At 41.3% G+C, this 14413-nt stretch carries 16 protein-coding genes; 12 read left to right on the forward strand and 4 right to left on the reverse strand.

All coding sequences use genetic code 11. The features are described 5' to 3' along the window. The first annotated feature begins 12 nt into the window (after window positions 1–12). The 12 genes from HU823_RS10820 to HU823_RS10870 all read left to right on the forward strand — a co-directional run bounded on the left by HU823_RS10820 (window position 13) and on the right by HU823_RS10870 (window position 11217). Window positions 13–408, forward strand: coding sequence for a thioesterase family protein (locus HU823_RS10820; protein ID WP_144702772.1), 396 nt, complete (start codon window positions 13–15; stop codon window positions 406–408). 92 nt (window positions 409–500) lie between these two features. Next, the gene (locus tag HU823_RS10825) at window positions 501–1601 is read left to right on the forward strand and encodes a Leu/Phe/Val dehydrogenase (RefSeq protein WP_144702769.1); all 1101 of its coding nucleotides are present in this window, start codon (window positions 501–503) and stop codon (window positions 1599–1601) included. Window positions 1602–1616: 15 nt separating this feature from the next. Continuing rightward, window positions 1617–2681, forward strand: coding sequence for a pyruvate dehydrogenase (acetyl-transferring) E1 component subunit alpha (gene pdhA, locus HU823_RS10830; protein WP_197222062.1), 1065 nt, complete (start codon window positions 1617–1619; stop codon window positions 2679–2681). Further along, window positions 2681–3676, forward strand: a complete 996-nt coding sequence (locus HU823_RS10835) for an alpha-ketoacid dehydrogenase subunit beta (protein WP_197222063.1) — start codon at window positions 2681–2683, stop codon at window positions 3674–3676. The genes pdhA and HU823_RS10835 overlap by 1 nt, the downstream gene beginning before the upstream one ends. A 13-nt stretch (window positions 3677–3689) precedes the next feature. Then, window positions 3690–4955: a dihydrolipoamide acetyltransferase family protein gene (locus tag HU823_RS10840; protein ID WP_144702760.1), complete on the forward strand. Its 1266-nt coding sequence runs from the start codon at window positions 3690–3692 to the stop codon at window positions 4953–4955. After that, window positions 4956–6389 (forward strand): dihydrolipoyl dehydrogenase, encoded by a 1434-nt coding sequence (gene lpdA, locus HU823_RS10845; protein WP_197222064.1) that lies wholly within the window; start codon window positions 4956–4958, stop codon window positions 6387–6389. A gap of 434 nt (window positions 6390–6823) precedes the next feature. Next, the gene (locus HU823_RS10850; RefSeq protein ID WP_144702754.1) at window positions 6824–7888 is read left to right on the forward strand and encodes an undecaprenyldiphospho-muramoylpentapeptide beta-N-acetylglucosaminyltransferase; all 1065 of its coding nucleotides are present in this window, start codon (window positions 6824–6826) and stop codon (window positions 7886–7888) included. 78 nt (window positions 7889–7966) lie between these two features. Beyond that, on the forward strand, window positions 7967–8692 hold the full coding sequence (locus HU823_RS10855) for an AzlC family ABC transporter permease (protein WP_370630063.1): 726 nt from the start codon (window positions 7967–7969) through the stop codon (window positions 8690–8692). Continuing rightward, window positions 8685–8990 (forward strand): AzlD domain-containing protein, encoded by a 306-nt coding sequence (locus HU823_RS10860; RefSeq protein WP_066391480.1) that lies wholly within the window; start codon window positions 8685–8687, stop codon window positions 8988–8990. The genes HU823_RS10855 and HU823_RS10860 overlap by 8 nt, the downstream gene beginning before the upstream one ends. Window positions 8991–9086: 96 nt before the next feature. Further along, complete coding sequence (locus tag HU823_RS22125) at window positions 9087–9218, forward strand: hypothetical protein (protein ID WP_255520061.1); 132 nt, start codon at window positions 9087–9089, stop codon at window positions 9216–9218. A 128-nt stretch (window positions 9219–9346) separates the two neighbouring features. Continuing rightward, window positions 9347–10207 carry a Cof-type HAD-IIB family hydrolase gene (locus tag HU823_RS10865; RefSeq protein WP_144702752.1) on the forward strand — a complete coding sequence of 287 codons (861 nt, stop codon included), beginning with the start codon at window positions 9347–9349 and terminating at the stop codon, window positions 10205–10207. A 152-nt stretch (window positions 10208–10359) separates the two neighbouring features. Continuing rightward, entirely contained in the window at window positions 10360–11217 is an 858-nt protein-coding gene (locus HU823_RS10870) for a glycerophosphodiester phosphodiesterase (protein ID WP_197222356.1), read from the forward strand. Between the two features lie 25 nt (window positions 11218–11242). Here the strand turns inward: HU823_RS10870 and HU823_RS10875 are convergent, their stop codons facing one another. The 4 genes from HU823_RS10875 to HU823_RS10890 all read right to left on the reverse strand — a co-directional run bounded on the left by HU823_RS10875 (window position 11243) and on the right by HU823_RS10890 (window position 14347). Then, window positions 11243–11935: a YetF domain-containing protein gene (locus HU823_RS10875; RefSeq protein WP_197222065.1), complete on the reverse strand. Its 693-nt coding sequence runs from the start codon at window positions 11933–11935 to the stop codon at window positions 11243–11245. A gap of 97 nt (window positions 11936–12032) precedes the next feature. After that, on the reverse strand, window positions 12033–13085 hold the full coding sequence (locus HU823_RS10880; protein WP_197222066.1) for an ABC transporter permease subunit: 1053 nt from the start codon (window positions 13083–13085) through the stop codon (window positions 12033–12035). Continuing rightward, window positions 13075–13959, reverse strand: coding sequence for an ABC transporter ATP-binding protein (locus HU823_RS10885; protein WP_197222067.1), 885 nt, complete (start codon window positions 13957–13959; stop codon window positions 13075–13077). The genes HU823_RS10880 and HU823_RS10885 overlap by 11 nt, the downstream gene beginning before the upstream one ends. Further along, window positions 13943–14347 (reverse strand): GntR family transcriptional regulator, encoded by a 405-nt coding sequence (locus HU823_RS10890; RefSeq protein WP_144702740.1) that lies wholly within the window; start codon window positions 14345–14347, stop codon window positions 13943–13945. Before HU823_RS10890 ends, HU823_RS10885 begins: the two co-directional genes overlap by 17 nt. Window positions 14348–14413: the final 66 nt, after the last annotated feature.

The raw sequence follows: 14413 nt of genomic DNA on the forward strand, positions 1-14413 counted from the left end.
TGAGGTGTGTGCATGAAATCAGGCATGAAGGTCGGCCAAAGTGCGACCATCAAAGCTACCGTTACACCCGATATGTTTGCTCAATTTGAAGGAAAGCTTGTCCATCCAGCCTATTCAACGGTTAGCATGGTCTATCATATGGAATGGGCAGCGAGACAGATTATATTGCCATATCTTGAAGAGCACGAAGAAGGAATCGGCGGTGGAGTTGCAGCCAAGCATATGGCTCCGACACCAGAAGGCGCTGAGCTTACTGTAACGGCCACGTTAAGAGAAGTTAAAGGCAAAGCTGTCATATGTGATGTGACCGTCTATAACGGTAAAGCAATAGCAGGTGAAGGAGAAGTAACACAATATATTCTGCCACGAGAAGCAATCTCACAAAAAATTAAAGAAATGAAGATTTAAATTTTTTTATCCAATAATGAAAGCGCTTACACTTTAAAGCAGCAAAGCGAAAAAGAAATAGAGTAACAAGAGACACACTAGGGGGTTTACACATGTTTGAAAAAATATCACAGCATGAGCAAGTTGTTTTTTGTAACGATCCATCAACAGGTCTCAAAGCAATTATCGCTATACATAACACAACATTAGGCCCAGCACTCGGGGGATGCCGAATGAGACCATACGGATCGGTGGATGAGGCACTTGAGGACGTTCTGAGACTGTCAAAAGGTATGACATACAAATGTGCAGGTGCGGATGTTGACTTCGGTGGGGGTAAATCGGTCATTATCGGAGATCCCACGACTGATCGTACACCAGAGTTGTTTCGAGCGTTCGGACAGTTTGTAGATTCTTTAAACGGTCGTTTTTATACAGGAACGGATATGGGTACGACGCCTGATGATTTTGTTCACGCGTTAAAGGAAACGAATTGTATCGTCGGGGTACCTGAGGAATATGGCGGCAGCGGCGACTCTTCTGTTCCAACAGCACAAGGAGTTATCTATGGCCTTCAAGCTACAATTCAGACTCTCGAAGGAACAGATGAACTTGCAGGTAGGTCCTACTCGATACAAGGATTAGGAAAAGTAGGGTTTAAGGTCGCAGAGCAACTGCTCGCTGCCGGTGCACAGATCTATGTAACGGATATTAACGAAAAAGCGTTAAAGATGATTCAAGAACGAGCAGAACTTCTGCCTGGAAATGTGGAGGTGGTTGAGGGAAGCGACATCTACGGGGTGGACGCTGACATCTTCATACCATGTGCACTAGGAGGAATCATTCACGACGAGACGATCGAACAGTTGAAAGTTAAAGCGATAGTTGGAAGTGCTAACAATCAGCTTTTAGAAGATAAACATGGGCTTTACCTGCAACAAAAAGGAATCCTATATGGTCCGGATTATATTGTGAACGCAGGAGGGCTCATTCAGGTAGCTGATGAGCTTTATGGTCCGAATAAGGCTCGAGTCTTAACAAAAACGAGAGCGATCTATGACAGTTTGATACAGATCTATAGTGAGAGCACGAAGAACCAGATATCAACGATGGAAGCAGCAAATCTTTTCTGTGAGGAGAAGCTTCTAGCCCGATCAAAACGAAACAGCTTTTTCGCTCACAACCGAAGACCAAAATGGCAAGTTCGAAACTAAGGAGGGAATTTATCCATGGAAAAGTTATTTCCAAAGATGCAGATCATTAATGAGAACGGTGAGTGGAATGACGAAACATACCGCGGTGAGATCACAGAGGAACTAACGAAAGAGCTTTACACGAAGATGCTTCGTTCGAGGCTTTTTGACCGTAAAGGGATAAACCTGCAGCGTCAAGGACGAATCGGTACGTACGTTCCTTTCGAAGGGCAAGAAGCGTCACAGATCGGAAGCGCGATGGCGATGGGTGAAGGCGATTGGATGTTCCCGACTTATCGAGATCACGCGGCAACGATGACATTTGGTCATTCGCTAAAAACACTCTTTCTTTATTGGAAAGGCCGCCAAGAAGGATGTATTCCTCCGGAAGGAAAGAACATTTTTCCTCCAGCCGTTCCGATTGCATCACAGCTTCTTCATGCGACAGGAGCTGCTTGGGCTGAAAAGTTAAAAGGTACAGATCGTGCTTCTATCGTTTACTTTGGAGACGGAGCAACATCAGAAGGTGATTTTCACGAAGGCTTAAACTTTGCTAGCGTGTTTAACGCTCCTGTTGTTTTCTTTAATCAAAACAATGGATTCGCGATTTCCGTTCCGATTGAAAAGCAGATGAAAAGTAAAACGATCGCTCAGAAAGCGGTAGCTTATGAGATGGAAGGCGTTCGATTAGACGGTAATGATGTGTTTGCTGTATATTTCCACACGCGTACAGCGGTCGAGCGAGCCAGAAAAGGGGAAGGACCAACGTTGATTGAAGCTGTAACGTGGCGTTATGGTGCACATACAACAGCTGATGATCCTTCCAAATACAGAAATCAAGATGAGTCTGTGAACCGCCGTGAGACGACGGATCCGATTCTTAGATTAGAGCGATTTATGAAGAACGAAAACATGTGGGATGAGAAGTGGGCGGCTGACCTCCAAGAATCACTAACGCTGGAGATTGAAGCAGCAGTAAAAGAGATGGAAGAAGCACAAGCACCGCATTATAACGATGTGTTTGATCATGTGTTTGCAGAGAATCCTTGGCCGATCGATAGTCAAAAAGAAGCATACGCTCATTCAAGAGGTGATCGCTAATGACAACGGCAGTAGATACGAAAAAATTAACGATGGTTCAAGCTGTAACAGACGGTATGAGAGTGATGATGAAAGAGCATGAGAACGTAATCGTGCTTGGTGAAGATGTTGGACAGAACGGCGGAGTGTTCCGTGCAACAGATGGTCTAGTTGCTGAATTTGGAGAGAATCGAGTCATTGATACACCGCTTGCTGAATCTGGCATTATAGGTACATCGATCGGGCTTGCGATGAACGGCTTCAAACCAATCGCTGAGATGCAGTTTCTTGGTTTCATCTATCCTGCGTTCAATCAGATCATGACTCATGCGTCTCGAATCCGTGCGAGAACACTTGGACATTTTACAGTGCCAATGGTCATTCGGGCACCTTTTGGAGCAGGCGTACGTGCACCTGAAATCCATTCTGATTCTGTTGAAGCTTTATTTACGGGGATGCCAGGAATGAAGGTTGTTGTTCCATCTAATCCGTATGACGCAAAAGGGATGCTTGTTTCAGCGATTGAAGATCCTGATCCTGTCCTTTTCTTAGAGCCGATGCGCTGTTACAGAAGTACGAAGATGGATGTTCCTGAAGGCAAGTATAATGTTCCACTTGGAAAAGCTGCTCGCCTTCAAGAAGGAAGCGATGTAACAATTTTTGCTTATGGCGCGATGATCGAAGTCGTTATGAAAGCTGCAAAGACAGCAGAAGAAAAAGGGATCAAGTGTGACGTGATCGACCTTCGTACACTATATCCGTTAGATAAAGAAATGATCGCTGAAAGTGTACAAAAAACGGGTCGTGCCGTCATTGTTCATGAAGCACCGGGAACAGGTGGACTGGGAGAAACGATCATATCATTGATCAATGATACTTCTTTCCTTTATATGAAAGCGCCGATCGAGCGCGTAACAGGTTTTGATACGCCGGTTCCGATGTTTGCGCTAGAAGATCATTATTTGCCAAGTGCGGATCGTGTTGTTCAAGCTATTGAAAAAGTAACGCAATTTTAGGAGGTGAGTGTGAGTGGTAGAAGTTAAATTGCATGATATCGGTGAAGGAATGCACGAAGGAGAAGTTATACACTTTTTCGTAAAAGCCGGAGACTCCGTAAAAGTTGATCAGCCTTTAGTAGAGGTTCAAACGGATAAAGTAACCGCCGAACTTCCTTCACCAGCAGCCGGAACGATTAAAGACATCAAGGTAAAAGAGGGAGATGTCGTGACTGTAGGATCTGTTATCTTAACGATTGATGCTTTTGCGCCTTCTTCCCAAAAAGCAGAAGACGCTCCAGAAAACAAAGATCAGCCGGTCGTTGAAAAAATAGTTAAAGCACCAAGTCACACTGCCTTTTCGGGCGGTATCGCAACATTGAACAAGCGTGTTCTAGCTGCTCCATATACTCGAAAAATTGCGCGTGAAAACGGTGTGGATATCGAACAGATCAAGGGTACAGGACCTGGTGGACGTGTGACAGATCAAGACGTTTATAACTTTATTGATCAGCCTACAGAAACTGAGGCAACACCACATGGCTCTGTGGAAGAAAAAGCGACTGCTCCGACTAAAGAGTTTTCAACAAGTGACCCGGAAGAGATTCCGTTTAAAGGACGCAGGAAGCAGATCGCGAAGAAAATGGTTCAATCTCTTGCGACGATTCCGCACGTCACGCATTTTGAAGAGATCGATGTAACAGCTGTTATGAATCTGAAGAAACAGCTTAAAGCGATGGATCCAGATAACAAGCGTGGCATGAACGTGTCTGTTGCAGCGTTTTTCGTAAAAGCGATTCAGATCGCATTAAAAGATTTCCCGATTTTCAACGCAAAGCTAGATGAAGAAAAAGAAGTCATTCGTCTTGAGAAAAATGTGAATATCGGCATCGCCACCGACTCTGATGAAGGTTTGATCGTACCAGTGATTCAAAAAGTCGAACAAAGAAATATACGAGACATCGCGGTTGACATGAAAGACAAGATCACACGTGCTAAGACGAACAAGCTGAAAGGTTCTGATTTAACAGGAAGCACGTTTACGATTTCAAACGTTGGTCCGCTCGGCTCGATCGCTGCGACACCGATCATCAATCATCCTGAAGTAGCGCTGATGGCTTTTCATAAAACAAAGAAAACGCCTGTTGTGATCGGAGATGAGATCGTGATTCGTTCTATGATGAACGTATCTATGTCGTTTGACCACCGCGTTGCAGACGGCGCAACGGCTGTCATGTTCACGAACCGCGTAAAAGAACTCATCGAGAATCCTTACTTCATGACACTGGAGCTGATATAGATGGTTGTAGGTGATTTTGCAACAAAACGACAACTGGTTATTATCGGAGGCGGACCTGGCGGATACCATGCCGCAATCCGTGCGGCACAGCTTGGAATGGAAGTTACGCTGATCGAAAAAGAAAAGTTAGGCGGTGTTTGCCTTCATAAAGGATGTATTCCTTCAAAGAGCCTTACACAGTCTGCTTCTAACTTTTCAAGCCTTTCTCAATATAAAAACATGGGGATTTCAGTTTCAGACGCAAGTTTTGAATTTGATACCTTCACAAACTATTATTCTTCGGTTGTAACTGGACTTCAAAAGGGAGTAGAAGCCCTGATAAAAGCAAACAAAATTGAGCATTTAACAGGTACAGCATCTTTTATGTCCGGTGAGAGAATAGGTATCGACTCTGGTCATCATTTTGAGATGTATGACTTTGAGCACGTGCTCATCGCGACAGGAAGTTCACCATTATTGCCAGAACAGGCAAAGCTATCACATAGAATCATGACACCTCATACGTTATGGGAGTTGGGTGAGCTTCCTAAAAGTCTATTCATCTATGGAGATGATTACTTTGCACTGGAAGCAGCTATGGCTTACAGACAGCTTGGGAGTGATGTTACGTTAGCCATACCCCGTAATGGCTTTGGTCTTGACGCTAGCATTGAAAAAGAACTGCAGCGTGTTTTAAAGAAAAACAAGATAAAAGTATTTAAGAATCATCTATGGGAAAGTGCTGAAGAGATGGCTGATTCAGTAACCGTATCCTTGAAAAAAGACGGTGAGGAAAAAGTTTCTGTCGAGACGTCTCATGCATTGTATGCTGCTGGCTATTCGCCGAATGTGGATAGTCTAGGACTAGAAGCGATTTCGATCGAACGTGACGAGAATGGTTTTATTATCGTGAACGAACATAGCCAAAGTTCTGTTTCTAACATTTACGCAGCAGGTGACTGTACGATTGGGATGAAGTTAGCGTCAAAAGCAATCAAGCAAGGGAAGACGGCAGCTGAACATATGGGAGGAATGCAGTCATCGTTCAATTTAAGTCTAGTTCCTTATGTGGTGCACACGAATCCGCCGATTGCTTCCGTAGGTCTCTCAGAAGAGCAAGCTTTAGCTGAAGGCTATGAAGTGAAGACGGGGCAATTTTCAATGAGTGGCAATGGCTTTGCTTCCATCCTCGGTCAAAAAGAAGGATTGTCCAAGATGGTGATGGACGCGAAGAGTGATGTGGTTCTCGGCATTCATATGATGGGAGCTGGCGCTGTCGAAATGATACAAGCGGGAACATTTGCACTTGAGATGGTTGCGCGTGAAGAGGATTTGGCTTACCCGGTCTATGCGCATCCAGCATTGAACGAAGCATGGCTGGAAGCGATTGAGAGCGCGAGCGGAAAAGCGATCCATGTACCACCAGCTCGCAAAAAAGAGAAAAGCTCTGTATGAGTGTTATGATGATGTAAAAAAAACGGTCTTGTAGGCCGTTTTTTTGTTGGGGTTAAGGGTATATGGAGTCAGGAGTTTGTCGAGTTATGTCATCTCGCCGATATATGATCAAAACTCGCCGGATTATCGCTCAAACTCGCTGGAATAAGTCCGGAATTTCTAGGATTAATGCCTGAATTTCTAGAATTCGCTGTGCATATACCCCTGCTGGTATCACTAGGAACTTATATCGATCACTGAAATGACGTGTATTTAGTTCTTAGAGGAAACACCTCAAGCACAAAAACGTTCAAAATGTGATATTCAATCAGAATTTACAAACAATTATCACTCACATGCCATTTTCTTTTTTGGGCTACATATATTAAAATGGCGATAAGATAACATCCGCTATAGAAAAGCACGGCGGATATAAAAGAAGTGAGGAATGCTGTTTGAAGAAGTTAGTTTTAACTGGCGGTGGCTCAGCTGGACACGTAACACCGCATCTTGCCTTAATACCTAAATTGGAGAAGATGGGATGGGACTTGAATTACATCGGTTCTGTTGATGGTATCGAAAAAAGTTTGATCCAAGATGGAACGAACGTGCCTTATCATGGAATATCTAGTGGGAAATTGCGTCGTTATTTTGACTTGAAAAATATAAAAGATCCTTTTAAAGTGGCAGCTGGTGTTGCACAGGCTTATTTTAAGCTTGGAAAATTAAAGCCCGATGCTGTTTTCTCAAAAGGAGGCTTTGTGGCTGTACCTGTGGTTATCGCAGCATGGATGCGCAACATTCCTGTTTATATCCATGAATCAGATATTACTCCAGGTCTGGCTAACAAAATCTCATCTAAGTTTGCTTCTAAGATTTTTGTAACGTTCGATGAAGCAAAGAAACATTTTGCAGCAGGGCAAGCGATTGTGACCGGTTCACCAATTCGCGATGAACTTCTTCAAGGTACTAGAGAAAAAGGTTTGTCTTTCTTAGGCTTCCGAAGCCATCTCCCTGTACTGACAATCATGGGTGGAAGCTTAGGTGCGCGTAAGATCAATGAAGCTCTTCGTGAAGCACTGCCTGAATTGTTACGTTCTTATCAGATCGTACACATCTGCGGAAAAGGAAACGTAGACGAAAGTTTAAAAAATACAGAAGGCTACAGACAGTTCGAGTATATTCAAAGTGAACTTCCAGATGTGGTTGCAGCAACAGACTTTGTGATTTCTCGTGCTGGATCGAACAGTATCTTTGAGTGGTTAACGCTTAAGATACCAATGCTACTTATTCCGCTTTCAAGAGCGGCGAGCAGAGGAGATCAGATCCTTAATGCGCAATCCTTTGAAAAACAGGGTTATTGCCACGTTCTTTATGAAGAAGAACTTACGAAAGTAACATTGATCACCTCTTTAAAAGATCTGAAAGATGATCAAGAGCAGATGAAGAAAAACATGGACACATTTAAAGCTTCTGATAGTGTAGACCTTATTCTACGCACGATCACAGGACAGAAATAATGATAAGGGGTCTGTCCCGGGGACAGACCCCTTACAATTTAATAGCTTCCACATCTTATAAAACGGAGATGAAAAAAGATGATGCCAAGCCCTGCCGTACATAGAGAAGAATCACCTGCATACTGGAAGAAAGGTGTTCAAGCTGGTTTGCCGATCGCAATTGGTTATATGCCAGTTGCATTTACATTTGGTCTGCTCGCTAAAGCTGCAGAGTTAAGTCTTTTTGAAACGATAGGCATGAGCGTTATCGTGTTTGCTGGTGCTTCGCAATACATCGCCTTATCGATGATTGTGGCAATGAGTGGTGCTGCAGAACTAATCCTGACCACTTTCATTATGAACATTAGGCACCTTCTTATGAGTGCTTCTTTAAAGGAGCGTGCTGAGGATGACCCTAAATGGCTGCGTGCGATCTACGCTTTTTTCATTACGGATGAGACTTTTTCTGTTGCTGCGACCTCATCCGAGAAAAAAATTACGGGAAGCTATTTGCTTGGATTGGGAATCGTTGCATACAGCTGTTGGGTAATCTTTTCAGGGGTAGGTTATGTGATGGGTGCTGGACTTCCACAATCACTGCAAGATAGTATGGGGATCGCGCTTTATGCGATGTTTATCGCACTACTCGTACCCGCTGCCAAAAAGAGCAAGAAGGTAATTGCACTTGCCGCGACTGCAGCAGTATTAAATTCAATCTTCTCGTTCGTTCCCACTTTAAATGGTGGATGGGGAATCATTCTATCTACTTTAATCGCTGCCGTTTCAATCGAGTTTTTTATGAAGGGGGATGAGAGGGATGAGTGAACAATTAATATGGGTAATTGTCGGGATGGGAATCGTAACCTATATTCCTAGGATGTTGCCGCTCGTTCTCTTTCATACGAACCATCTCCATCCAAGGATACAAGGGATATTGAAGAATGTTCCTTTTGCTATACTAGGTGCACTCATTTTCCCAGGTGTATTTACCATCAATCCAGAAAATTATCTATATGGGGGAATAGGTGCTGCTGCAGCATTTATCGCGGCTTGGTTGAACTTAAATGTGATCGTGGTCGTGCTATCTTCAATCTTCGTTTTGTACGGTTATACGTTTTTGTAGGATATTGTCATAATTTACTTTGTAAATATTACACCTTATGAATTGATTTGTTGAAAAGGTGGGCGTATAATCACAATTAAAAGGAGGAGATACAAGATGCCTCATTTAGTTCGTTTTGTACTAATTGGTTTGTTTTCCGTTTCAGCTTTATCTGTACTCTCTTTTCAAGCCGTTGAGATTTTTCATGCTGTAACGGACGTTGTACAATCTTTTATCTATAAAGATTAATAATTTGTAAAATCGGAGAGCTATCTATAGCTCTTTTTTTTGTTACCTGATAAGCTTCAAATAATGATTAACAAGCTTTCAATTATGGGTACACTTACTAATGGACTAAGCAATAAAGGATGATTTAGATGAAATTAATCGCAATTGATATGGATGGAACTCTAGTTAATAGACAGTTAAAAGTCACAAAAGAGAACAGTGAAACCATTAAAGAAGCTGTAAACGATGGCCATCATGTTGTAATCGCTACAGGTCGCTCTTATGATGAAGCCAAACACACGCTAGAAGATGCAGATCTTCATCTGCCGCTTATTTGCGTAAATGGTGCAGAGATTCGATCAGAAGGATGGGAGATCCTTTCTTCGATTCCGTTAACATTTGAGCAGTACGAGGATATCAAAAAAATTCTGGACGAAGAAGATATTTATTATGAACTCTACACGAGCAAAGGAACATTTACAGATAATCGGGAAAAAGCTTACGAAGTGATGAAAGATATCGTATTAACTTCCAATCCAGAAGCTACAGATGACGACGTTCAAAAAGCGGCTCTTCGTCGTTTCCGCTTAGGATTAGTGAGTGTTGTTGGAGATTTTGATAAACTTTTAAGTGAGAATGGTATTGAGGTTTATAAATTTCTTGCCTTTTCAAGTGATACAGCAAAACTTCAACGAGCTTTTCAGCATTTAAAAGGTGTTGATTCTCTCGCAGTCAGTGCTTCTGCTGATAACAACTTAGAGATCACGAATAGCGAAGCACAAAAAGGTGTGGCGGTTCAACGGTATGCAGAACTTAAAGGAATCTCTTTAAAAGACACGATGGCAATCGGTGATAACTATAATGATGTTTCCATGTTAGAAGTGGCAGGTTTTCCTGTAGCTATGGGAAATGCTGTTGATGAGGTAAAAGAGATGGCATCATTTGTTACGAAAGAAAACGATGAGAGTGGTGTCTCGTTTGCAATCAAGAAATTTTTAGAACAAAAATAATAACACTTACAAAAGCTGGTTCGAACATTTCGGACGAGCTTTTTTTGTATACAAAAACTTACACATGATTTACAGAAATGCAAAAGCAGGTTCACATTCCCTTGTTACAGTGACAAAGTAGTTCACTTACAACAAAGGGAGAGTGCAACATGATGAAGAAATTAATAAAAACTGGTATAGGAGCTTTAGCACTAAGTCTTACATTGATGGGGGCTGATAGTTCAGTGGTTGATGCAAAAGAAAAACATAAAGACATCTTAAATGTTGCGCATCGAGGAGCTTCTGGTTATGCACCAGAACACACGATTACATCTTATAAGATGGGTGAAAAAATGCATGGAGATTACATTGAAGTCGATCTTCAGATGACAAAAGATGGCGAGTTGATCGCTATGCATGACGAGACGTTGGACCGTACTACGAACGGAACAGGTCAAGTAAAAGATTATACTCTTGAAGAAATCAAACAGCTTGATGCCGGAAGCTGGTTCAATGAAAAATATCCAGAGCAAGCAAAAGCAAAATACGAAGGACTTCAAGTACCAACATTAAAAGAAGTATTTGAAACGTTTGGAAAGAATGCGAACTATTATATTGAAACAAAATCACCTGAAGTTTATCCGGGTATGGAACAAAAGCTTCTTGATGAAGTAAATGAGTATGGAATTAATAATGATAAGTTGTTGGTTCAATCTTTCAGCTCTGAAAGTCTGTTAAAGATGAACGAGATCGATCCTTCAGTAAATCTTGTTCAGCTTTTAGAGTATACAAGTCCTGCTGAGTTAACGGATGAAGAAGTCCAATCCATCAAACAATATGCGATGGGAATCGGGCCAAACAGCGATATGATCGACCGCGAGTATGTACAAAAAGCGGTGCAGAACGACCTAGAGATCCATCCGTATACGGTAAACGAAAAAGAAGAAATGCAGAAACTGATCGACTGGGGTGTAACAGGTATTTTCACAAACTTCCCTGATCTTCTGCATGAAGTGAAAAAAGGTAAATAACGAAGAAAAGCAGCTGATACGCGTGTCAGCTGCTTTTTTCTTTTTTTACAAAAAATACCTCTCCATCATCTTGTAACTGTGCGAAGAAGACCTCTTTTACATCTTGATAACCCGCACTCTTTAATTGCTGATCCAACCATTCGTCTGACAAGCTATATTCTTTAAAGGGCTGATCTATTTTCTCTCCGTTTGAGATCAGCATAGTGGGCAAATATTGAGGAGCTTCTGGTGGAATGTTGAGATCTTCTTTTGTAACAGAGTCTTTAAGTGGCTTTTTTAACACACTGAGTTGTCCGTTAGGCTCCATAACCGCATACTCTACTTCCGTAATATCAAAGACCGCACTGATCCTGAGAAGCATCAATAAATCATCCATCGACATCTGCATCCGCTTAAGCTCTTTTTGCATGATCTGTCCTTTTTTTATAACGATTGTCGGCTGACTCTTCGTTAGTTTTGTGAGCAGGGGAGAATGGCGGTTGAGAAATTCTATGCCGAATACGGCTAACGCCCAGAAGCTCAGAGACGCCAAACTTTCCCAAACCGTGATCTCTTTATGAACGACCATGTCTCCAATGATATTACCCATCGCGATGCCAGTTGCATAGTTAAAAAATGTAAGTTCACCAAGTTGTTTTTTCCCGAGCAACCTCATGAGCATTAACAAAAAAGCAAATCCTAGAACTGTTCTATAGATTGTGATTAAGATTCCATCCATTGTCATCCCTCATTTACATGTGCTGTTACTGTTATCAGGATGCCCAAACAAAAATAAGGCAAACAAAAAAGAGCGAACATATTGTCCGCTCTTCTCTTTATTTGCCAAACTGCATACGGAAATGAATCAATTTTTTCAACATAAAGTATGCTAGAACGCCGCCTATTGCTGCAGATAAGTAATAGCCTATTAAAGATCTTGAATCATAGTCGCCAAATATACCGCCACCTAACATTCCGAACGTTAGAGCAAAGCACAATACAACGCCAAAGGTAAAGAATCCTCTTCCTTTTTCAAAAACAAGTAATCTACCGTTGTTCTCGTTCTTAGTCCTGCTAAAGAGCCAAGTTCCAAAAACTACGGATAGAATCGTATAAGCTAGTGGAATGAGTAACATGACATAAGGTATATGTGAGAATTCAGTAAAAGAATTTTCTGTTGAAAGATTTATATCATAACGGAAATCAATGATAGGTATTGGCAGTGTTAAACTATTGATTAAATCACCAAATACTTGAGTGGTGTGTGCATCACGATTAATAGAAATCCCGTGGTACTCTAAAAACGATGCAATTAGAGATAAAAACCCAATCGGGAAAAGTAGAAAGATACCACTTAACACTAATTGTGAGACTAGACTGCCTGCAACTGTCCCAATAAAAAGACTAAAAGAGAATATAGCGATAGAAAACGGAATAACGATCATCATGAATTCAAAAAGAAATGCTGCATCCGTTACTTCTGAAAGAATAGTAAACTTTACGATAAGCATACAAACTAACAAGTTAACCAAAAGGCCAGTTGTTATATGACCAACTCCAAAGATCCATTTTGAAAGAAAGATATCTTTACGTTTAAACGGAAGTGAGAACGTTAGATCAGTAGCATGAGACGTACGTTCACTGCCCACTAAAAGTGCAGCTAATCCTACTACTAAAAAGAGAAATAATACGATATCGGAACCAGTAAAATGAAAGTTTAAGTAATAGTTCTCAGGTGCATCACGATACGGATTATTTTTTTCAGTTAACATGTTTTGTGCTTTTCCAAAAAAAGAATACGGCAGAAACATAAACAACGAAATATAGATTCCCCATACGGCAGGACTTCCTAGTTTTTGGTTCCTCATCCACAATGCTCTATGAAACATGTGATTCACCTCCAAGTGTTGAAATGAAAATATCTTCGAGTGTCATAGGTAGTTCTTCTAATAATAGCGGATTCTCTGAGTTCATCTTTTCAAGTGTCGCGTCAATGTTACCTTCGATCATCAATGTATAGACACGTCCTGTTTGATTTAAGATATGCACGTTGTTCAATTGCTCAATCTTTTCAGGCAGAGAGTGTTTGTAAACAACTTGTACTTTGCGGAACGATGATTTCGCATCCTCAATAGAGGTTGTGGATTCAATTCGTCCTTCTTTAATCATGATAAGAACATCTGCCATCTTCTCTACTTCCTCTAAATGATGAGTAGAGATGAGAACACATAACTGTCGCTCGCTCACTTCTTCAATAATAAATTGCAAGATATTTCTTTTCACGATAGGATCAAGTCCGTTTGTTGGTTCATCTAAAATAATCAGATCCGATTTCGTTGAAAAAGAAAGGATCATTAAGAACAATGCCTTCATTCCTTTAGAGTATGTTCTGATCTTTTTATTCTTAGGAAGTTTAAAGCGATCCAGAAGAGAGTAGAAGTACACAACATCAAAATCTTCGTAAATCGCATCGTAAAGCTTTACGATCTCTTTCACGCTATAGCTCTTTAAAATCTCAGTCGAGTCAGGTACATACGTGATCTTTTGTTTAACCTGAGGATCTTGATGAATATCTGTATCATTAAAGAGCACTTGTCCCTCATCAGGATCTAAAATACCGGCGATCACGCGAAGCAGCGTAGACTTTCCAACACCGTTTCTTCCGACCAAACCTGCAATTGTACCTGGTTCAAGTGTAATGTTCACATGATCTAACACTTGAGACCCTTCTATCGTTTTACTAATATTATTCACTCTCAGCATGACTGTCTTTACCCCCAAGCTCTTCTGAAAAGTTTTTCAACCACTTTGATAATGTTTGGTGATCGATACCTAGATAGGAAGCTTCAATAAATAGCTGTTTAAGCTGTTGTTTCAATTCCGTAATCTTTTGATCATCTGCTTTAGGTACGATAGAAGCGGAAACGAACGTGCCTTTGCCTCTCAAGGTCTCAATGATCCCTTGGCGCTCTAATTCTTGATAAGCCTTACTCACTGTATTTGGATTGATCAGTAATGTTCCTGATAGTTCGCGTACCGAAGGCAATTTTTCTTCTGGCAACAAAATTTCTCGCAAGATCAATTCCTTGATCTGATGAACGACTTGTTCCCATATCGGTGTATTGCTTCGGGGATCTAAATTCAATATCATGTTATCCCACCTTTATATACTATATGTGTGTATTACTGTGTATAGTACACTTATAACATACAAGAT

The organism is Fictibacillus sp. 18YEL24 (genome assembly GCF_015903855.1).
Taxonomy (GTDB): Bacteria; Bacillota; Bacilli; order Bacillales; family Fictibacillaceae; genus Fictibacillus; species Fictibacillus phosphorivorans_C.